We start from the raw sequence: 20680 nt of genomic DNA on the forward strand, positions 1-20680 counted from the left end.
AATTGGCAAATCACCATTGAAATTTGATTTTTTTAAGGCACCTCATGACGATATTGGTAACACAGGCAAAGGCCGCTGGCGGCATCCGGCAACTCAGCTATCTGAGTCTCATTAGCACCTTATTTCTCACCGGCTGCGGGGTTGGTTCCGATGTCGCGCGGGATATCAGTGACGCGATAGTCTGCAGCGTCAGCAATTGCAAGGATTCTGGCTCGCTCAAGCCCGAAGACATCCGCGCCAGCTATCTCGTAACGCAAAATCTGGGTACGGTAAGGGTAGAGGCCAGTCTCAGCCAAAGCGCGAATCTGCTGACCGTGGTTTCACTCAGCGCTGGCGATCATCTGAGCACCAATATCGGTAGCCAGAGCGCGATTCTGATCGATACCGATGGACATGGCAGAAAGTACGCCGCCAATCTGGCTGATGCCAGTCCACAGCCTAGCGTGAATGTGAATTTTTATCGCGGCACCGATGCCTATGTCAGCAATGTCACCATGCCCAAGCCTTTTAGCATCGTCGCGCCTAGCGGCACGGTTGCCTTGGGGCGACTGGCTGGCAAATTGTATGTGCGACTCGACGTGGCGAGTAATGACGCCGTTACGGCTAGCACCAAGATGCATTGCCAGCGGGTTGACGGTACGCTGTTCGATGCCAGTGCTGCGGTCAATGCCGTGTATGACGCTGCCGCTCCGGGCGGCGCTGCGTATCGGGTCGATACTTTACTATTGGATCAGGCACTCAATGTGGCCAGCAAGGCGATCGGTGCACCGAACAATTCGAATTTGTCGTTGGTGCAAAACTGCGATCTTGAGCTGATCTGGACCCTGAGCCAAAGCGGCCAGAGCTCGACCGCCATGTCGAAATACAGCAGCATCACGGCACAACGCAGCGTCAGCCATCTAGTCACTTACGATGCCCGCAATTAGCGCGCCTACTTCGCCTGATTAATAAGCGCGTAGCGCAATTTAAAAAATTTCAAACATCCCGCCAAGCCGCATATTCCATGCGGCTCTCAGGGCAGATGCCTTGTAGACCCGCATGGAATATGCGCGTTGGCCGGGGGGGGGGGTAAAACTTACTTGCCACGTTGCTGTTCGGCCCGCTAGGAAAACTCCCGCGCGCAGTGGTTTGCGCGAGACGCGGATTGGCGTCCCGCTGAATAGGCTTCAGCGCAGCTCAGAATAGTCAGTTGATCAAGGCAATATGATGCTCTTCACACCAATGGCGTAAGGCTTTTTCGGTGGCCTTGGCTTGGTATTGATGCCAGGCTTCAAGCAGATTTTTACCTTGTAAAAACGCTTTGAAACGGGCGTAAGCGCCTTTGGTGTGAAAATCATCGGCCAGGGCCTGATAATGCTCGGGCAGCTCTTGCTCGGCAAACGCCAGTGCGAGTGCATTGCCCAAATCAAAATCATTCTTATGCAGTAACTCCAGATAATGTTCTGAGCTATTCACGTCTTCCGGCAGCTCGTCTTCATCCTCATCACTGTCGGCCAGGGCGACATATATTTTGCCGCTGTCTTTGCAGATATAGGCGTTATTCGTATATTGCGGTGCCGCACTGATGAGCTCGAAGGCATTCAGAAGTTCGCTGAATTTAACGGCGGGTGATGAGCGTTTGGATGGCATACGAAACTCGCTGGTGAGGGAGAAGGAGTGCTAGGGATATTTATACGCCTACTGCGAAAAATGTAAATATCAATCTTATAGTTTCGCTGATGGCGATCAAAATATATCAAAAATAGATCAACGCTGGCATGCAGATAGGCTTACGTAGGTGCGCCACGCGCACCTACGTCGTTGTACCGTAAGGTATTTAAAAGCCAAGCCTGCCAGCACGCATATTCCATGCGCTTCTTCGAGCATGTCGGCCTGCGAGCCGCATGGGATATGCGCAGTGGCAGGGTCGGTGTTTTTGTTGTCTGGCCTTGTTTTCACTTCGGTGGTTGTTGTGCGATTGCAGGCCGGTGGTAGACCGGCAGCTACTTACTTTTCTTGCTTCGCCAAGAAGAGTAAGCAAAAGAAGGCGACGCAAAGTCGCTGCCCTTCGGGTGCCCAATTATGCAGGTCAAAAAATGGGAAAAGTTCGAAACTCGCTACGCTCAAACACGAACCTTTCTAATCCATTTTCTGCCCCGCACAATTGGCAGCGCCACATGCGAATTCTAGTCAAAAGCAGAGTCAAAACCCAGGTCAAAACCCAGGTCAAAACCCAAGTCAAAACCCAAGTCAAAACCCAAGTCAAAACCCAAGTCAAAACCCAAGTCAAAAACAGCTGATTGCCGTAGCTCGATGTGCTTGGGCGTTGCTTGTGCAGAGCAGCGGCGGCAGCACCACGGATGTTTTGACGTTCGCTTTCCGCATGTGGCGCTGCCGCTTGTGCATGGCAGAAAATGGATCAGAAATGAAGCTGTTTGAGCGCAGCGAGTTTGCTTCATTTCCCATTTTTTGACCTGCACAGGCGGGAACCCGAAGGGCAGCGACTTTGCGTCGCCTTCTTTTGCTTCCGTTTCTTGGCGAAGCAAGAAAAGGGAGTAGCCGCCGGTCTACCACCGGCCAGCAATCTCACAACAACGAAAGAAGTACGAACGCGACCTAGCCACAACAAAGCAAAAACAGCATGCCGCCAGCGCGCATATCCCATGCGGCCTACAGGCCTATGTGCTTGAAGAAGCGCGTGGAATATGCGCGCTGGCAGGGCGGGCAAATAGAATTCCACGCGGCGTGGCATGCGTAAGATTACGCTGCGCTTAATCGTTCCTACGCGTGCTTGCTCTTGTAAGATTCATTATTCCAATAATTAGAAATATTGAAAGTAGACTTATGAAAAATAAATTTCCGTTTATGTTTGATTCGATTGCATGCAAATCACATGAAGAATTATTTGGATTATTGGTTGCATAAATTATTTTAAGACTATCGCCTACAGTACTTTCTCTACATGAAGGCGCACAGCTCCTTCCAGATCCTGCTCCATCGAAAATTTTTCCGTTAACTGGAAACTGATAATATATTTTTCCATGGTTATTACATTGTTTGTCAGAAACTGTTCCCGATATCACTTCACCATCGTTAATTAAATCTTGATATTTCTGATAATCGTAAAGAATGACTCCACCAAAAATCATAATGATAAGCAGTGCGACGAACCCGAGCACAACGCGAGTCGCCGTTTGTGAACTTTCGGGAGCGTCATCCATCACAAATTAGGCGCCAACCACCGTTCAACCTCATCCTTGTTCACACCTCGTCGCACCGCCATATCCGTCACCTGATCATCAGCAATCTTACCGACGCTAAAATACTTCGATTCAGGATGGGCGAAGTAGAAGCCTGATACCGCTGCACCAGGAATCATGGCCCATGATTCTGTGATATGCATGTCGATTTCTTCGCATTGCATTTGCTTAAACATCTCGGTTTTCACCGTATGCTCAGGGCAGGCCGGATAGCCTGGTGCCGGACGTATGCCTTGGTAGCTTTCTTTGATCAGGTCGGCATTGCTTAAGGCTTCATCGCTGGCATAGCCCCACAGGTCTTTACGCACGCGCTCGTGCAGGCATTCGGCGAAGGCTTCGGCTAATCGGTCTGCCAGAGATTTCAGCATGATGCTGCTGTAATCGTCGTGTGCGTCTTCAAAACGTTTTTCGTATTTTTCTATGCCTAAACCGGAGGTGACTGCGAACATACCTATGTAGTCGGCTACGCCGGATTCTTTAGGCGCGATGAAATCGGACAGGCATTGATTCGGCCTTTGTACGCCATCGATCAAGGGTTTTTCGGTTTGCTGACGCGTGCCGTAATAGGTCAGCGCCACTTGCGTGCGCGTGTCGTCGGTGTAGATTTCTATGTCGTCATCATGCACGGTATTGGCAGGTAGTAGCGCGATAACGCCATTGGCCGTTAGCCAGCGGCCAGCGATAATTTTTTTCAGCATGGCCTGGCCTTCTTCGTAGACCTTGCTGGCCGCTTCACCGACTACCGGGTCAGTCAAGATTGCGGGGAAGGGACCGGCCAGATCCCAGGTCTGGAAGAACGGGCCCCAATCGATGTATTGTGCGATGGTGGCAAGATCAAAATTCTTGAAGATGCGACGGCCGATGAACTTCGGTTTGATAGGTGTATTTTTACCGTCAAAACTGAGCTTCATTCTATTTGCGCGCGCTTGTTTTAGCGTCAGCATAGGCACGGCTTTTTTGTTCGCGTGTTGCACTCGGATGCGTTCGTAGTCGGTTGCCAGTTCACTCATGTACTGGTCGCGGCTTTCCGGCGTGAGTAGCGATTGCGCCACCGAGACCGAACGCGAGGCGTCGGCCACATACACCACCGGGCCTTCGTAATTCGGTGCAATTTTGACGGCGGTGTGGGCGCGGCTGGTGGTTGCGCCACCGATCAGCAGAGGAATTTTTAGCATGCGGAAATGCGGATCGCGCTGCATCTCTTTGGCAACGTAGGCCATCTCTTCGAGTGATGGCGTAATCAGGCCAGAAAGACCGATGATGTCGGCGTTTTCCAGTTTGGCGCGTGCCAGAATTTCTGAGCAAGGCACCATCACGCCCATGTTGACCACTTCAAAATTATTACACTGCAAAACCACGGTCACGATGTTTTTACCGATGTCGTGTACGTCGCCTTTGACGGTGGCGATGACGATCTTGCCTTTCGGTTTATTGTCGCCGGACAGACGTTTTTCTTCTTCGATAAACGGCACCAGATGCGCTACCGCCTGCTTCATCACGCGCGCTGATTTAACCACTTGCGGCAAGAACATTTTGCCCTGGCCGAACAGATCGCCGACGATATTCATACCGGCCATCAGCGGGCCTTCGATCACGTGGATAGGACGGCCGCCGCTATTGAGCACGTTCATGCGCGCTTCTTCGGTATCTTCCACTATCCATTGCGTGATGCCATGCACCATCGCATGCGACAAGCGTTTTTCGACAGTATCGCTACGCCATTCCAGCGTGGCTTCTTCTTTCTTGCCGCCGGCTTTGAGCGTGGCGGCGATTTCTATCATGCGCTCAGTAGCGTCCTCGCGGCGATTGAGTACCACGTCTTCAGTGCGTTCGCGCAGTTCGGGATCGAGCTCGCTATACAGGCCCATCATGCCGGCGTTGACGATGCCCATGGTCATACCAGCTTGAATCGCGTGATATAGAAATACCGTGTGTATCGCTTCGCGTGCCGGGTCATTGCCGCGGAAAGAGAAACTCACATTCGAGACGCCACCGGAGATCTTGGCACCAGGCAGATTTTGGTGTATCCAGCGCGTCGCGTTGATGAAATCGACGGCGTAATTATTGTGCTCTTCGATACCGGTAGCAATCGCGAAAATATTCGGATCGAAGATGATGTCGTAAGGATCAAAATCGCATTCGGCGATCAAGAGATCGTAGGCGCGTTTACAAATTTCTATCTTACGTTCGTAAGTGTCGGCCTGGCCCTTTTCATCGAAGGCCATAACGATCACTGCAGCACCGTAGCGCTTGCACAGCTTAGCTTGGTGCAGAAATTGGGCTTCGCCTTCTTTCATCGAGATCGAGTTGACGATGGCCTTGCCCTGCACGCATTTCAGGCCCGCTTCTATCACCGACCACTTGCTCGAATCGATCATGATGGGCACGCGTGCGATGTCGGGTTCGGAGGCGATCAGGTTCAGGAAACGTGTCATGGCAGCGAGCGAATCGAGCATCGCTTCATCCATATTGATGTCGATGACTTGCGCGCCGTTTTCTACCTGCTGGCGCGCTACGGCCAGCGCTTCGTCGTATTGCTCGTTCAGGATCAGGCGGGCAAAGGCTTTGGAACCGGTGACATTGGTGCGCTCGCCGACGTTGACGAATAAGGAGTCGGCATCGATCGTGAATGGCTCTAAGCCGGACAGGCGCATGGCCGGTGCGATTTCGGGAATCACACGCGGCTTTTGGTTTTGTAGCAGATCGGCAATCGCCTTGATATGCGGTGGCGTGGTGCCGCAGCAACCGCCGGCGATATTAATGAAACCCGCCTCGGCAAATTCTTTCAGCAAGGCAGAAGTATCGGCTGGCAATTCGTCAAAGCCGGTGTCGCTCATGGGATTGGGCAGACCGGCATTCGGGTAGATACAGACAAAGGTGTCGGCAATTTTGGATAACTCTTCGGCATACGGGCGCATCAGGGTCGCTCCGAGGGCGCAGTTCAGACCTATCGTGAGTGGTTTGGCGTGCCGCACTGAATTCCAAAAGGCTGGCACAGTTTGGCCAGACAAGATACGGCCAGAAGCGTCGGTGACGGTGCCGGAAATCATGATAGGCAGTTTCTTGCCGCTTTCTTCGAAATACGTGTCGATGGCAAACAGCGCAGCTTTGCAATTGAGTGTGTCGAATATAGTTTCTACCAGTAGCACATCGGCACCACCATCGACCAGACCGCGGGTTTGCTCCAGATACGCCGCCACTAACTGATCAAACGTCACGTTACGCGCCGCCGGGTCGTTGACATCCGGTGAGATCGAGGCAGTCTTAGGCGTAGGACCGAGTGCACCGGCGACGAAGCGTGGTTTATCAAAGCTGGAATATTTGTCACAGGCAGCGCGCGCGATTTTGGCCGACGCGAGGTTCATCTCGTAGGCCAGATGCGCCATGTGGTAATCGTCTTGCGCTACCGTGGTGGCACCGAAGGTATTGGTCTCGATTAGATCGGCACCGGCGGCCAGGTATTGCTCGTGGATTTCTTGAATAATGTGCGGCTGGGTCAGCGAGAGTAATTCGTTATTGCCTTTGACGAACAGTTCGCGCACACCTTCTGGCCCAGAAAAATCTTTAAAGCGCTCGCTACGGTAATCTTCTTCGGTCAGCTTGTATTGCTGAATCATGGTGCCCATGGCGCCATCGAGTATCAGAATACGGCGCGCCAAAATCTCGCGCAAGATGGTTTCGGTACTGAGGGCGGTGTTGGTCTGGGTCATGATGTTCTGTCTCTAAAGCAAAAAACCCGATCAAACACTCGCAGGCGGGATCGGGTAAGAAGTAAGCGCAATCTGGGTCGTAAAGCTACGCTGGAAGGCATAAATTATACGTCAAAGCCAGAACTAAGACGCCCGATACTGCGCGATCGCGGCGATTTTCTTAGACTTTGTGGTTAGATGTTTATGCCTGGTCGCAGCGCCTGATGGTACTCAAGTATGCAGAAAGACAAAAAAAGACGCATCCTCTCGCGAAAGATGCGTCCAAAGGGGGAATTCATGTACTGGCTTGTGTCTGTGTTTAGTCTTTCTTACGGCTAGCGATCAGACTGGCAATAATCGAGCTCGCTAACAGCGTACCTATGACTAATAAAGAAATGCTGGTCGGGACATGTATCCATTTGACAATGAGCATCTTGATACCGACAAACATTAAGACAAAGGCCAGGCCAAATTTCAGCAAGTGGAAGCGATCCGCCATGTCGGCCAGCAAGAAGTACAGTGCACGCAGACCCATGATGGCAAAAATATTCGAGGTAAAGACGATGAAAGGATCGGTCGTCACCGCAAAAATCGCCGGTATCGAGTCGACCGCAAACACCACATCGGATATTTCTATCAGTATCAGTACCAGAAACAGCGGCGTAAATACACGCTTGCCGTTTTCTATCACGCTGAATTTTTCATCACGGTAGCCTTGGGTAAAAGGCAGCATCTTCTTCATCAGACGCAATACCGGATTGGCTTCCAGATCGGGCTCTTTCTCGGCCGCGACCAGCATGCGCATCCCGGTGAACAACAAGAAAACGCCAAACAGATACAAGACCCAGGAAAACTGCGTAACTACCCAGGTACCAGCTAAGATCATCGCGATACGCATGACGATGGCACCGAGTACACCGTACAGCAAGACCTTGCGCTGATATTGCACAGGTACGGAAAAATGACCAAAAATGAGCAGAAACACAAAGACGTTATCGACCGATAGAGATTTTTCTATCACATAGCCGGTGAGAAATTCCATCGCCTTGGTATTCGCAACTTCCAGGCTGACAGTTTCTTTCAGGTAAAACCATAGGCCATAGTCAAATAGCAAGGCCAGACTGACCCAAACGCAGGACCAGATCGCTGCTTCTTTGACGCTCACTTTGTGTGCTTTGGAGCCACCCAGGGCAAAGACGTCGAGCAAGATCATGCCAAGAACAAAGGCAATGAAAGCGGCCCACATCCAGGGATGTGCGATGGTGTGTAACATGGTGTTCTCTTCCTGAAGTGAAATGCGGGGCACGCGCCCCGCATTCCTTGTTTTGTAAAACTATATTGCTTTACTCTTTATCTATGAAGCCGAGCAATTGCAATAAGCTGGTGAACAGATTAAAGATCGTGATGTACAGGCTGACGGTGGCCATGATGTAATTGGTTTCGCCGCCACGGATGATGTTGCTGGTTTCAAACAAGATCATGCCGGACATTAACAACACCATGACTGCTGAGATGGTCAGCGACAAGGCTGGAATCTGGAAGAAGATCGCGCCCAGACTCGCCACAAAGGTGACCAGCATGCCTATCATCAAGAAGCCTGCCATGAAGCTGAAATCACGTTTGCTGATCAAAACGTAAGCCGACAAACCCATAAAAATAAGGCCGGTCAAACCCATCGCGCCCATCACGATACTGCTGCCGCCCGGCATTGCCAGATAACGACTGATGATAGGGCCGAGCGTAAAACCCATGAAGCCAGTTAAGGCAAATACCGAGGCGATACCCCAGGCGCTGTTACGCAACTTGGTGGTGAGGAACAGTAAACCGAAATAGCCGACCAAGGTAATGATCAGACCCGGATTCGGCAAGGAAAATGCCACACTGGCACCGGCAGTCAGAGCTGAAAACAGCAAGGTCATGGACAGCAACATATAAGTGTTGCGTAATACCTTGTGGCCAGCGCTGGCGCTGCTGTCAACATAATCGACGGTTTGTGCATCGTGCACGGTAGAACGGCTTACTATTCTCATACATTTCTCCTGAAATATTAAAAACACAGATCTCTATCCTATGCTCTCGCCTTCGCAACAGAAGGTGGCATCAGTGTAGTCGCTCTGTTTTAACAATAAAAGTCGAATATAATTGATAAACACATCGTAATTTTCGACGAATACCTTCCTATGTCCCAGCTTAACTACAAACATCTGCATTATTTTTGGGCGGTCGCCAAAGCTGGCAGTATTGCCAGAGCCAGCGAGCAATTGCATCTGACGCCACAAACCATCAGTGGCCAGTTAAGTCTGTTTGAAGAAGTGCAGGGTGAGAAGCTGTTTAAAAAGAGCGGGCGCAATCTGGAGCTGACTGAGGCAGGGCGACTGGTGTTGAGTTACGCCGAAGAAATTTTCTCGCTAGGGCAAGAGCTGGAACAGGTGCTGCATCATCGGCCAACCGAGCGCACCGTACAATTGCGGGTCGGGGTCTCGGATGCGGTTGCCAAAGCCGTGGCGTATCGTCTGCTTGAGCCTGCTCTGGCATTGCCGCAAACGCTGCGTATCAATTGCCGCGAAGGTAAGCTCGATTATCTGCTGGCTGAACTGGCGATGCACAAACTTGACATCGTGATCACCGATACGCCCATGCCACCGACCGCGAAGGTGCGCGCATACACCCATCAGTTGGGTGAGTGCGGCGTTAGTTTTTTTGCCACCAAGGCGCTGGTGCAGCAGTATCCGGCAGACTTCCCCGCTTGTCTTGATGCTGCGCCGCTCTTATTGCCAGGTGAAGATTCTGCCTTGCGTTCCAAATTAATGCATTGGTTGAGTACGCAGCAATTACATCCGCGAATTGCCGGTGAATTTGACGATAGCGCCTTGATGAGCGCCTTTGGCCAGGCTGGCGCTGGGTTTTTTGCCGCGCCATCGAGTATCGCCGATATGGTGACGCGGCAATACGATGTAGCGCTAGTCGGATATACCGAACAGATTCGCGAGCAGTTTTATGCGATCTCGGTGCAACGAAAATTAAGTCATCCGGCGGTGCTGGCGATCAGCCGCGCGGCGCAGAAAAGCCTGTTTGGCGCTGAGGGTGATCACCGCCAAAATGCACAAAAATAAGGGGTATAGGATATCTATGTTCTATTGCGCTTATGAATACTGCGCAATAGAGCATAGATACCTCATACTAGGAGGGAGTATATTGGGGCGGTAGGTGTGTTCCTAGCGGTTTCCAACTGAGCTCAGTGCGAGAAAACCTGTCCCGAAGTAATTGCAAAACCCTTGAGAAATTCAGCCGCTGGCAAGCGTTTGCCGCCTGGTTTTTGTAGCTCTAGCAGGCGCAACACCGATGCACCGCCATCGCAAGCGACTAGCACGCCATCTTGCGCATTGGCGGCCAGCACCAGGCCCGATGCAGCAGCGCGGCATTGATCGACGACCCCTGTTACATTTTCGGCGCGCCAGATTTTGACCACCGTGTCATTGAGTACCGCGTGTGCCCCGGGAAACGGATTGAAAGCGCGAATTTTTCTGTCTAACGCCAAGGCGGATAGATTGAAATCGAGCGCCGCTTCTTCTTTACTGATTTTGGCCGCGTAAGTGACGCCAAGTTCTGGCTGCACAGTGGCGGGCAGCGTGCCTTGCTCCAGCTGACGCAGGGCTTTGACTATCATTGCTCCGCCCAGAGCTGCCAGTTTATCGTGCAGACTGCCGGTACTGTCTTCATCCGAAATCGCGATATTCTCGATTGCCAGCATGGGGCCGGTATCGAGACCAAGCTCCATCTGCATGATGGTAATACCGGTCTCACTATCGCCGCTTTCTATCGCGCGGTGGATAGGGGCGGCACCGCGCCAGCGCGGTAACAGGGAGCCGTGAATATTGATGCAACCGAGACGCGGGATTTCTAATGCGGAGAGCGGTAGGATCAAACCGTAGGCCGCTACCACCATGACGTCGTGCGGAGTCGCTTTAAGCAAGGCATGTGCTTCTTGTGCGATCTCGGGATACTTGCCGTCTAGTTTCAGGGAGATAGGTTGAGCAACCGGAATATTGTGTTCCAGCGCAAATTGTTTAACCGCGGAGGCGTGCATTTGCATGCCGCGCCCGGCCGGCCGGTCTGGCTGTGTCAGTACCAGAGGAATCTCAAAACCGGCATCGTATAGCGCCTTGAGCGCGACTGCGGCAAATTCCGGGGTGCCGGCAAAGATTACTCTCATCGGCGACCGCGCTGCTTGTCGTATTGCTCCTGGCGCTCTTCTTTCAGCATCTTGGTTTTAATCCGATTGCGTTTGAGCGGCGACAGATATTCGACAAACACCTTGCCGATCAGATGATCCATCTCATGTTGTACACAGACCGCTAGTAAGCCATCGGCGTGCAGTTCAAATGAATTACCTTCCAGATCTAGTGCGCGTACTTTCACTTCGGCGGCACGTTCCACCCCATCATAAATGCCTGGGACCGACAAACAGCCTTCGTCATACACTTTGCGTTCGGGGCTGTACCAGATAATTTCGGGATTAATCAACACCAATAAATCGGTATTTGTTTCAGATGTATCAATCACGACCAATTGTTCGTGCACATCAACCTGCGAGGCAGCTAGCCCTACACCAGGGGCTTCGTACATGGTTTCGGCCATGTCAGCGACCAATTTTTTCAGGCGAGCATCAAAAATTGTAACTGGCTTGGCAATTTTGTGCAGACGGGCATCAGGATAACGTAGAATATTAAGTATAGACATAGGGCTTTTCACAACAGGCTTAGGCTGTTGTAGTGCGTTTTCTCTTGCTAGTTCAAGGATTTATGGGCAGAATTTGATCCAAATTGGTAAGTTTGGCAAGTGCGTGCTTGCCTGTGCAAAACAATATGAAGATGCTACAGCCTTGTTTTAACAGTAGCATTATGAAAAATCAGCATCATGCATCGGACAAATTTCATGAAAAAGTTTAGCACAATCGCTCTGCTCTTTGCTATCGCCTTTCCGGCGCTGCAAGCATTGCCAGCCTACGCGCAAGAGCAAAAGGCATCCCCACGCAGTAATAAATGTGCATTTTTACCGGATGCCCCGGATAAACATGTAGTCGTAAAAGGCGACACCTTGTGGGGTATTTCCGGAAAATTTTTACAAAATCCTTGGTGCTGGCCAGAAGTATGGGGCATGAATCGCGATGAGATTCGCAATCCGCATTGGATTTATCCCAACCAAATCGTGTATTTTGACCGCACGACTGGTCGCTTGCGTTTAGGCAGCCCAGTTAATGGCGCAGGTAAATCAGGTACCACCCATCTGACGCCGCAAATACGTTCTGAAAGTATGGACAAGGATGCTATTTCCGCTATCCCTGCGAATTTAATTGAGCCATTTTTGTCGCAACCTCTGATCATCGAACTCGATGAGATGGCAACCGCTCCGCGTATCGTCGCGGCACCAGAAGGTCGCGTTACCATGTCCAAGAGCGACAAGGCATACGTACGCGGCGACCTGCAAGGCGGTACCTCGTTTCAGGTATTCCGCCCGGGTGTCCCTCTGAAAGACCCTGAAACCAAGGCCGTGATAGGCTACGAAGCAGTATTTCTGGGTACGATGAAACTAGAACGTACCGCCAAGACCCCGGATGGCGTCGATACCTTTATGGTGGTCAGCTCAAAAGAAGAAATGGCTGTTGGTGACAGATTGAAACCGACACCGCCTACACCTATTTTTAACTACATGCCACATGCTCCTGAGCAAGCAGTCAATGCTCGCGTGGTATCGATTTACGGCGGCGTTAATCAGGCAGGTCAAAATTCTATCGTGAGTATTAATCGCGGTAGTGATGCTGGTCTCGATGTTGGAACCGTGTTGGGCTTGTCGCGGTACGGTCAGGTGATTGCTGACCGTACCGATAACAAAAAGATGATACGTTTGCCGGATGAGCTTTACGGCAGTTTGTTTGTCTTCCGTGTGTTCAAAAACATTTCTTACGGTCTGGTGATGGAAGTCACCGATACCGTAGTGGTTGGCGATCTAGCACAATCGCCTGAGTAAACAAGCCGCTCGGGCTAGGGAATAGCTTGATGGAAGCATGGTTAGACTGGCTGCGCTTGGAGCAAACCGCTGGAGTCGGTCTAGATACTGCGCGCAAGTTGCTGGCCGCCTTCGGGTTGCCAGCAAATATTTTCCAGGCAAGCCATCTAGCCCTGGCGCAAGTTGCCTCGGAACGTGTGGCGCTGGCGCTGCTAAATCCTGATTTGGCCAGACTTGAAATTCAAATAGAGCGTACCCGGACATGGTGTCAACAAGCCGGCAATCAGGTCTTGACACTGATAGATTCAGAGTATCCGCCTACTCTTTTAGAAATACCCGATCCTCCTCTCCTGATTTATGTCAAAGGCCGTATAGCGCTATTGACTGCACCCAGTATTGCTGTTGTCGGTAGCCGTAATGCCACGGCACAGGGTCTAAGTCATGCCGAAAAATTTTCTGAAGCTCTGAGTCATGCTGGTTTGACTATCAGCTCTGGTCTGGCGGCTGGGATAGATGCCGCGGCACATCAAGGCGGCTTGCGTGGTATTGGTTCAACGATCGCCGTGATAGGTACAGGTGCGGATATCGTTTATCCTGCCCGCAATCGAAGTTTAGCGCATTTGATCGCTAACGAAGGATGCATAGTCAGCGAATATGCACTAGGGATGCCGGCGCTAGCAGCGAATTTTCCGCGTAGAAATCGATTGATCTCTGGCTTGGCCAAAGGTGTATTGGTGATTGAGGCTGCAGCGCAATCCGGATCTTTGATTACTGCGCGTATGGCCGCTGAACAGGGGCGAGATGTCTTCGCTATTCCCGGCTCGATACACTCGCCACTGTCAAAAGGTTGCCATCAATTAATTAAGCAAGGAGCCAAGTTGGTCGATGCTGCGCAGGATATTTTAGATGAATTGCGGTTATTGCCAATGATGAGCGCAACACCGCTCACTCAATCAGAATCGATGACGGACCTCGTCACTCAGGATCCGTTATTACTTGCCATAGGATTTGATCCCGTCCATATTGACACGCTCCTAGCGAGAACTACTTATGATATCGCCAGTTTAACGGCGCAGCTCCTTGAGCGCGAACTGGCAGGACAAATAGAGAGCTTACATGGAGGAATGTATAGACGGTTGGGTTAATAAATGTATGTATGATAATTTTTTTATAAAAAGTGCCTTCAAGACTTGTTTCGTATCCACCTAAAGGCTAAAGTGACACTATGTTTGATATCCTAGTCTACCTCTACGAAACCTATTACCGTCCGGACGCCTGTCCAGAGACGGCAGTGTTGGCTAAAAAACTTTCAGCTGTTGGCTTTGAGGAAGATGAAATTTCTGAAGCACTAGATTGGCTTACGGTGCTGGCCGATACCACCAACGACATGCTGAAACAAGATTCGCAAATGAGCCCAGGCGCTGATTTGTCGAAAGGGTTTCGTATCTATGCTGAGCAGGAAATTTCTGTGCTCGGGACAGCTGCAATGGGCTTTATCCATTTTCTAGAATCTGCCGGATTAATTGATTCTAGACAAAGAGAGATTGTGATTGAGCGCAGCTTAGCTATTCATGAATCACCGGTCCCTTTGGATAAACTGAAAGTGATTGTTTTGATGATGCTTTGGAGTCAAGGTAAAGATCCTGACATGCTAATGTTTGACGAAATGCTCTTATCGGACGACGAGAGTGAGCTACGGCAATTGCATTAAGAAATTTTTATATGGCAACATAGTTTTAAAAAAATTAACACTTGTTGCTGTTTTTAACAAATCTCTATTATCATTCCCCGCCTTGCCCTTGCATTTAGGGTAGTCTTACGCTTATATGCTCAAGCAGCCTCACTTGTGTTGCCGATTGCCCGCACACAAGGCTAAAAAATCAATTTAAGAATAGTAAACCTATGACAAAAACTCTCATCATCGCTGAGAAACCCTCGGTTGCAAATGATATCGCCAAAACTTTGGGTGGTTTTACCAAGCATGATGATTACTTTGAATCGGATGAGTATGTACTTTCGTCCGCGGTCGGTCATCTACTGGAAATTGCCGTACCGGAGGAGCACGATGTTAAGCGTGGCAAATGGACTTTTACCCATTTACCGATGATACCGCCGTATTTTGCCTTGAATCCTATTGCCAAAACCGAGTCCAGACTGAAGGTTTTGAACAAATTGATCAAGCGTAAAGATGTTACCGCACTCATCAACGCATGCGATGCCGGGCGTGAGGGAGAGTTGATTTTTCGCTTGATTGCACAGCATGCAAAAGCAAAACAACCGGTTAGTCGTTTGTGGTTACAGTCGATGACGCCGGGTGCGATACGCGAAGGTTTTAAAAAATTACGCAGTGATGAGCAGATGATGCCCCTAGCAGATGCGGCTCGCTGTCGTTCTGAGGCCGATTGGTTGATAGGTATTAATGGCACGCGTGCCATGACCGCGTTTAATTCGAAAGAAGGCGGCTTTTATTTGACCACGGTGGGTCGAGTGCAAACGCCGACACTTTCTATCGTAGTCGAACGTGAAGAAAAGATTAAAAATTTCGTCTCCCGCGATTTCTGGGAAGTCCGCGCCGAATTTATCTGTGCCGCAGGGATTTATGAAGGCCGTTGGCTGGATCATCAGTTCAAGAAAGACGAAACTGACCCCGAGAAAAAAGCCGAACGTTTATGGGCGAAAGCTGCTGCTGAATCTATCGTTGCTGCTTGCCGTGGCAAGCAAGGCAATGTTCGCGAAGAGTCTAAACCGGCCACACAGATGGCACCAGGCTTATTCGATCTGACTAGCCTGCAGCGCGAAGCCAACTCTCGATTTGGTTTTTCCGCGAAAAATACCCTAGGGCTGGCACAAGCTCTTTATGAAAAACATAAGGTGTTGACCTATCCGCGTACCGATTCTCGTCATTTACCCGAGGATTACTTAGATACCGTCAAGCAAACTATGTCGAGTTTGTCTGAAACGAATAATTTTCAGCAATTTTCCTCACAAATTCTGAAAAATAATTGGGTGAAACCGAATAAGCGAATTTTTGATAACACGAAAATCAGCGATCACTTTGCGATTATTCCTACTGGTCAGGCACCGAAAAATCTTTCAGAGCCAGAGCAAAAATTGTATGACATGGTGACGCGTCGATTTATGGCCGTATTTTTCCCTGCCGCAGAATTCCAGGTCACTACCCGAATCACGGAAGTCTCTGGCCATCAGTTTAAGACTGAAGGCAAGGTAATGACTAATCCAGGTTGGCTGGCAATCTATGGCAAGGATGTGCAGGATGACGCTGATCCAGAGAATAGCGGCAATTTGGTAGCCGTCGCTTCGGGTGAAAAAGTTAAAACTGAAAAAGTGATCGCGAATGGATTGGTTACCAAACCCCCGGCTCGTTATTCTGAGGCGACCTTGTTGTCTGCTATGGAAGGTGCTGGTAAATTATTAGATGATGGTGAATTGCGGGAAGCCATGGCTGGCAAGGGTTTGGGGACTCCAGCAACGCGCGCTGCGACAATCGAGGGTTTGATTTACGAGAAATATCTTCTGCGTGAAGGTCGTGAATTGATCCCTACCGCTAAGGCCTTTCAATTGATGACTTTATTGCGTGGTTTAGGTGTTGATGAGTTAACTTCCCCAGAGTTGACGGGGGAGTGGGAATATAAGCTTTCACAAATGGAGCGTGGAAAGATCAGTCGCGAAGAGTTTATGCGAGAAATCGCTCAGATGACCCAGATCATTGTCAAGCGCGCCAAGGAATACGATAACGACACTATTCCTGGCGATTATGCGACGCTGACTACACCATGTCCCAATTGTGGTGGTGTGGTTAAAGAGAATTATCGACGTTTTGCCTGCACTAAATGTGAATTCTCAATGAGTAAGACGCCTGGTAGCCGTCAGTTTGAAGTTGCCGAAGTTGAGGAAGTATTGAGCAAACGCGAAATTGGCCCACTGCAAGGTTTTCGTTCGAAGATGGGGCGGCCTTTCGCTGCAATTCTGAAAATTGTTCGCGATGAAGAGCACAATAATTTCAAACTTGAATTCGATTTTGGCCAAAATCAAGATGATGAAGATGCTGAACCAGTTGATTTTACTGGACAGACTGCGTTAGGCCCATGCCCGAAATGCGCCAGTGGTGTGTATGAAATGGGACTGGCCTACGTGTGTGAAAAGACTATGGCAAAGCCGAAGGCATGTGATTTCCGTAGCGGACGCATTATCTTGCAGCAAGAGATTTTGCCTGAGCAAATGGCAAAATTACTTAATGATGGTAAAACCGATTTGCTGCCCGGATTTATTTCGCAACGCACCCGCCGTCCATTTAAGGCCTTTTTAGTGAGAGGAAAAGATGGAAAGGTCAGTTTTGAATTCGAGGAGCGCAAAGCGAAGGTTCCGGCGAAAGCGAGTGGAAAATCTAAGGTTGTCGAAGACACGGTTGCTCCAGTAAAGAAGGCTGCCGTGCGGAAAAAGAAAGCAGCTTAATGTAAGTCTGACATGGTTGTTACAGTTTACTTACGATAATATATTGAGCGTTCAAAAAGTGAAAAAAAATTTATCCGTTCGATAATTTTTTTTCATTTTTTGGAAAAGACGCTATTATTTTATCTATTAGTAAGTGCTTCAAAGAAGAGTTCGCCTATGCTAAAGACCGGAGTTGGTTCATAGTTTTTGCAATTTTTCAGATGTGATGCATGACAAGGAAAAGTATGGATCCGAAAAAATTGTTAGCAACCGCCCGTACAGAATTTCTCCTCGCTGTTTCTGAGGCGACCCAAAAGACTGTTCCACGCTGTCTAGAAGATTTGTTTAAGAAGGCCGATGCGAGTTACTCGTCGGCCGAGCAAGGCCGTTTGTTGAATGCGCGCTCTATCCTACAAGAACAAGCAAATTCTCTGAAGCAGCAAATGAGTAAAACGATGGAAGGTTTGCTCACACGTAGTTTTCAAACTACTTATAACACCTACAGGCCTAGTGTTGCTTACTCTCTTGATGCCACTAGTCTTTCCCTAGTAGATGCTACTGCGTTTGAAGATGAACTTCGTATCGATGACGTTACTAAACGTTTTAGAAGTGAAGCCGAAGAGCAATTGCGCGATTTAAATATTCGCATTGCATTGCTATTTGAGCAAGATGTTATCAAAGAACGAGAAAACCCATTTCGCCCTTATCTATTAGCGCGCTGTATTTCTACTACAGTCGAAAATTTCGGACTTAGCGCCGACATCAGCACTTGTTTGATTGAGCAATTTACGGAGAACTTCGCGGCGCATATTGCACCAATTTACAATGCAGTTAACTCCCATCTGGCGAAGCACGGTATTGCAGCCCAATTGCAATTAAAAATAAAAAAATCGCCAACGCAATCTGCAGCACTCCCCCTTGCCGCTGAAGATGGCCATGAAACCGACGAGTTGGAACAAGTCTTTCGCAATAGTCAGCAGCATGGGTTTGAGCACAGTCGACCAGGTTTCGGATCTGATTATCAAAATCAGCACCATGCACAACAACATAGCCAATACCAAAACACAAATCAAAGCGATTACCCAACTGACGGCAGTAAAAACAGAGTTGATCAATTGTTAGACAACGTGCGTGGCGCAACATCAGGCCTGACGCAGGCGGATACGATGCTGCAAGAACCCGGAACTGCTCCTCAATCTAAAGCGGGAAAACCGTCGGGATGGCTGACTGGCGGGCAAACTATGGGAGGTGTGCTGAGAAAGTTTTTTGGCAGCGATAGAAATAGTTCAGAAGTTTCTTCAGTATCCGATCAAAATTCTGACGGTACCTATTCGCAAGTTGGGGCCGGTGGCCACGAGGCATCGCGAAAAGCGCATTATTCTGATGGCCCGGGCAATTCCTCATTTTTTTCAGAAAACAGTAGAAATGAAGCAAATGATGGATTTAGCGCTGGGGCAGTTGGAAATGAAGGTGGTTTTTCATCGGGTGGTGGGCAACTAGCAAGTACCGTATATGGGATGCAAAGGGCGCATACCCCGGTGACGGCCGAAATGTATGATAGTCAGGGCGATGTTCGTAATCTGATTCTCGAGCAAAGAGCCGCACTGAATGAAATGACGAAAAATGTTGATGAGCTGATGACCATCGATATTGTTGCAATGCTGTTTGAGTTTATTCTGCGTGATAATCAGGTCCCCGCAGAGGTGCGTGCCCAGTTGGGGCGCTTGCAATTTATGGTATTAAAAATTGCTTTGCGCGATACCAGTTTGCTGACGCAAAAAGGGCATCCTGCACGTATGCTGGTTAATCGCATAGGCTCGATTTCTTTGGGCTTGAAGCAGTTAGATCCGAGCGGAGTCCAGATAACCGAAGAAATTTGCCGCATAGTTGAAACTTTGCTGCATGACGAAAGTGAAAATCCACAGTTATTTTCCAAAATGCTCGATGAGTTCGATGCGTTTATTGCAAGAGAATTGCGGGCTGGAGATAAAAATATTGAACGTACCGTTGAAGCTGTCGAGGAAGTCCAGAATCGAACTTTGAGATTCGCGCACACTACCGCTCAAATGAGTGAAGCGCTGTCAGGCTTAACCATTGATGCTTATTTGCAGGAATTTTTACAAAGCGTTTGGGTGCTTGCGGTTGAAATGGCCGATCGCCAAGATGAAAAACGTGCGCGCCGATATCGCCTATTGGTACCAGATTTGCTTTGGAGCATAGTGCCAAAACTCAAGGATGATGATCGCACTCAATTGTTTGCGTTGCTGCCGATTATTTTAAATACGTTGAGAGAAGGTCTTGCGTCTATCTCTTGGGATGCTGCGCGCCAGAAAGATCTGATGAATTGGTTAGTGGATGCCCATACTAGCGCACTTCGCGCAAGTCATTCTGCAACCTTGGTACATATTCCGTCACTACCCTCTATTCACGAGCATTTTGAGATATTCGTAAATACTCCGGAAGCCAGTCCGAATGCCGAATTTTCGTCAAAAATAGTGTTGGACTCGCGGAAATTTCTTGAGGACGCTATTAAGGAACTAGATATCAAGGTGCAAATGCTGGATCAAGTATTTGATCAAGAGCTTCCTGATGAGCGTGCTGACGAAACTCTTCCCACGGAGCCAAATTTAGATGGTTCAGAGAGTATTGAAGAGAGACTTAGAAGTGGCGTAGCCATGGAAATTAACTTGGGTGGCAAACCAAGCACTGGGCAACTAAAATGGGTTGATCCTAGTGTTAGTAATCTGGTACTTAGTCTAGATGGTCAGGATCAACCATCGGTGGTAAGTGTTCGTATGTTCCGTCGTATGATTGCACATGGGCGTGTCAGGTTTATAGAAAGTGAACCTTTGTTTGAGCGGGCGGTTCAATCGCTGCTGAAGTCTGCCGATAATGTAGACCAAACCGTTTTAGCATAAAGCATGAAATTGGAAAGGCTCTTGTCAAGAGTATTCTTAATTTTCTTAGCCACATTAATGCGAAGTGACCCACCTGCTAAATCATTTAAACAAAAGCTTGCCAAGCGAGAGCAAGCTTTGCTATAGTTCGCCTCCCGCAGAAGAGCGGGGCGAAATGAAGAAAGTAAGGCAGGCAAAGCAGTCCCCGGTTTGAATTGAGAACTACATTAAATTCAAACGCTAGTAAAACAAGGGGTTGACGAGCAGAAGGAAATGCCGCATAATCTCATCTCTCTGCTGCTTACAAACAAAACGCTTTGTAGCAATCTGGCAGAAAAGCAACGCAGTCGGTGCAAATCGATAGTGAAGCGAAAAATACAGAATAGTGATCTTTAAC

At 49.2% G+C, this 20680-nt stretch carries 15 protein-coding genes; 7 read left to right on the forward strand and 8 right to left on the reverse strand.

The window, feature by feature from the left end; translation table 11 throughout:
* The first annotated feature begins 44 nt into the window (after positions 1-44).
* Positions 45-926: a hypothetical protein gene (locus ACO0K8_RS19590; protein ID WP_422948332.1), complete on the forward strand. Its 882-nt coding sequence runs from the start codon at positions 45-47 to the stop codon at positions 924-926.
* A 259-nt stretch (positions 927-1185) separates the two neighbouring features.
* Here ACO0K8_RS19590 and ACO0K8_RS19595 read toward each other — a convergent pair whose 3' ends face one another.
* The 6 genes from ACO0K8_RS19595 to ACO0K8_RS19620 all read right to left on the reverse strand — a co-directional run bounded on the left by ACO0K8_RS19595 (position 1186) and on the right by ACO0K8_RS19620 (position 8958).
* Positions 1186-1629: a UPF0158 family protein gene (locus ACO0K8_RS19595; RefSeq protein WP_422948333.1), complete on the reverse strand. Its 444-nt coding sequence runs from the start codon at positions 1627-1629 to the stop codon at positions 1186-1188.
* Between the two features lie 536 nt (positions 1630-2165).
* Entirely contained in the window at positions 2166-2525 is a 360-nt protein-coding gene (locus ACO0K8_RS19600; protein ID WP_422948334.1) for a hypothetical protein, read from the reverse strand.
* A 225-nt stretch (positions 2526-2750) separates the two neighbouring features.
* Positions 2751-3200, reverse strand: coding sequence for a hypothetical protein (locus tag ACO0K8_RS19605; protein ID WP_422948335.1), 450 nt, complete (start codon positions 3198-3200; stop codon positions 2751-2753).
* On the reverse strand, positions 3200-6949 hold the full coding sequence (gene metH, locus ACO0K8_RS19610) for a methionine synthase (protein ID WP_422948336.1): 3750 nt from the start codon (positions 6947-6949) through the stop codon (positions 3200-3202). Before metH ends, ACO0K8_RS19605 begins: the two co-directional genes overlap by 1 nt.
* A 298-nt stretch (positions 6950-7247) precedes the next feature.
* Complete coding sequence (locus ACO0K8_RS19615) at positions 7248-8201, reverse strand: TerC family protein (RefSeq protein WP_422948337.1); 954 nt, start codon at positions 8199-8201, stop codon at positions 7248-7250.
* A gap of 70 nt (positions 8202-8271) precedes the next feature.
* The gene (locus ACO0K8_RS19620; protein WP_422948338.1) at positions 8272-8958 is read right to left on the reverse strand and encodes a Bax inhibitor-1/YccA family protein; all 687 of its coding nucleotides are present in this window, start codon (positions 8956-8958) and stop codon (positions 8272-8274) included.
* Between the two features lie 150 nt (positions 8959-9108).
* Between ACO0K8_RS19620 and nhaR the strand changes: the two genes are divergently transcribed.
* Positions 9109-10041 carry a transcriptional activator NhaR gene (nhaR, locus tag ACO0K8_RS19625; protein ID WP_422948339.1) on the forward strand — a complete coding sequence of 311 codons (933 nt, stop codon included), beginning with the start codon at positions 9109-9111 and terminating at the stop codon, positions 10039-10041.
* 122 nt (positions 10042-10163) lie between these two features.
* Here the strand turns inward: nhaR and fmt are convergent, their stop codons facing one another.
* Positions 10164-11141 (reverse strand): methionyl-tRNA formyltransferase, encoded by a 978-nt coding sequence (fmt, locus tag ACO0K8_RS19630; RefSeq protein ID WP_422948340.1) that lies wholly within the window; start codon positions 11139-11141, stop codon positions 10164-10166.
* Positions 11138-11668: a peptide deformylase gene (gene def, locus ACO0K8_RS19635; protein ID WP_422948341.1), complete on the reverse strand. Its 531-nt coding sequence runs from the start codon at positions 11666-11668 to the stop codon at positions 11138-11140. Before def ends, fmt begins: the two co-directional genes overlap by 4 nt.
* Before the next feature lie 195 nt (positions 11669-11863).
* Here def and ACO0K8_RS19640 point away from each other — a divergent pair, with 195 nt between their 5' ends.
* The 5 genes from ACO0K8_RS19640 (at position 11864) to ACO0K8_RS19660 (ending at position 20304) form a co-directional block, all read left to right on the forward strand.
* Positions 11864-12955, forward strand: coding sequence for a LysM peptidoglycan-binding domain-containing protein (locus ACO0K8_RS19640; protein WP_422948342.1), 1092 nt, complete (start codon positions 11864-11866; stop codon positions 12953-12955).
* A gap of 29 nt (positions 12956-12984) precedes the next feature.
* The gene (gene dprA, locus ACO0K8_RS19645; RefSeq protein ID WP_422948343.1) at positions 12985-14079 is read left to right on the forward strand and encodes a DNA-processing protein DprA; all 1095 of its coding nucleotides are present in this window, start codon (positions 12985-12987) and stop codon (positions 14077-14079) included.
* Between the two features lie 80 nt (positions 14080-14159).
* Positions 14160-14645 (forward strand): DUF494 family protein, encoded by a 486-nt coding sequence (locus ACO0K8_RS19650; protein ID WP_422948344.1) that lies wholly within the window; start codon positions 14160-14162, stop codon positions 14643-14645.
* A gap of 191 nt (positions 14646-14836) precedes the next feature.
* The gene (locus ACO0K8_RS19655; RefSeq protein WP_422948345.1) at positions 14837-17407 is read left to right on the forward strand and encodes a DNA topoisomerase III; all 2571 of its coding nucleotides are present in this window, start codon (positions 14837-14839) and stop codon (positions 17405-17407) included.
* A 224-nt stretch (positions 17408-17631) separates the two neighbouring features.
* Positions 17632-20304: a DUF1631 family protein gene (locus ACO0K8_RS19660; RefSeq protein ID WP_422948346.1), complete on the forward strand. Its 2673-nt coding sequence runs from the start codon at positions 17632-17634 to the stop codon at positions 20302-20304.
* Positions 20305-20680 lie beyond the last annotated feature (376 nt).

Source organism: Undibacterium sp. Ren11W (genome assembly GCF_049340485.1).
Taxonomy (GTDB): Bacteria; Pseudomonadota; Gammaproteobacteria; order Burkholderiales; family Burkholderiaceae_D; genus Undibacterium.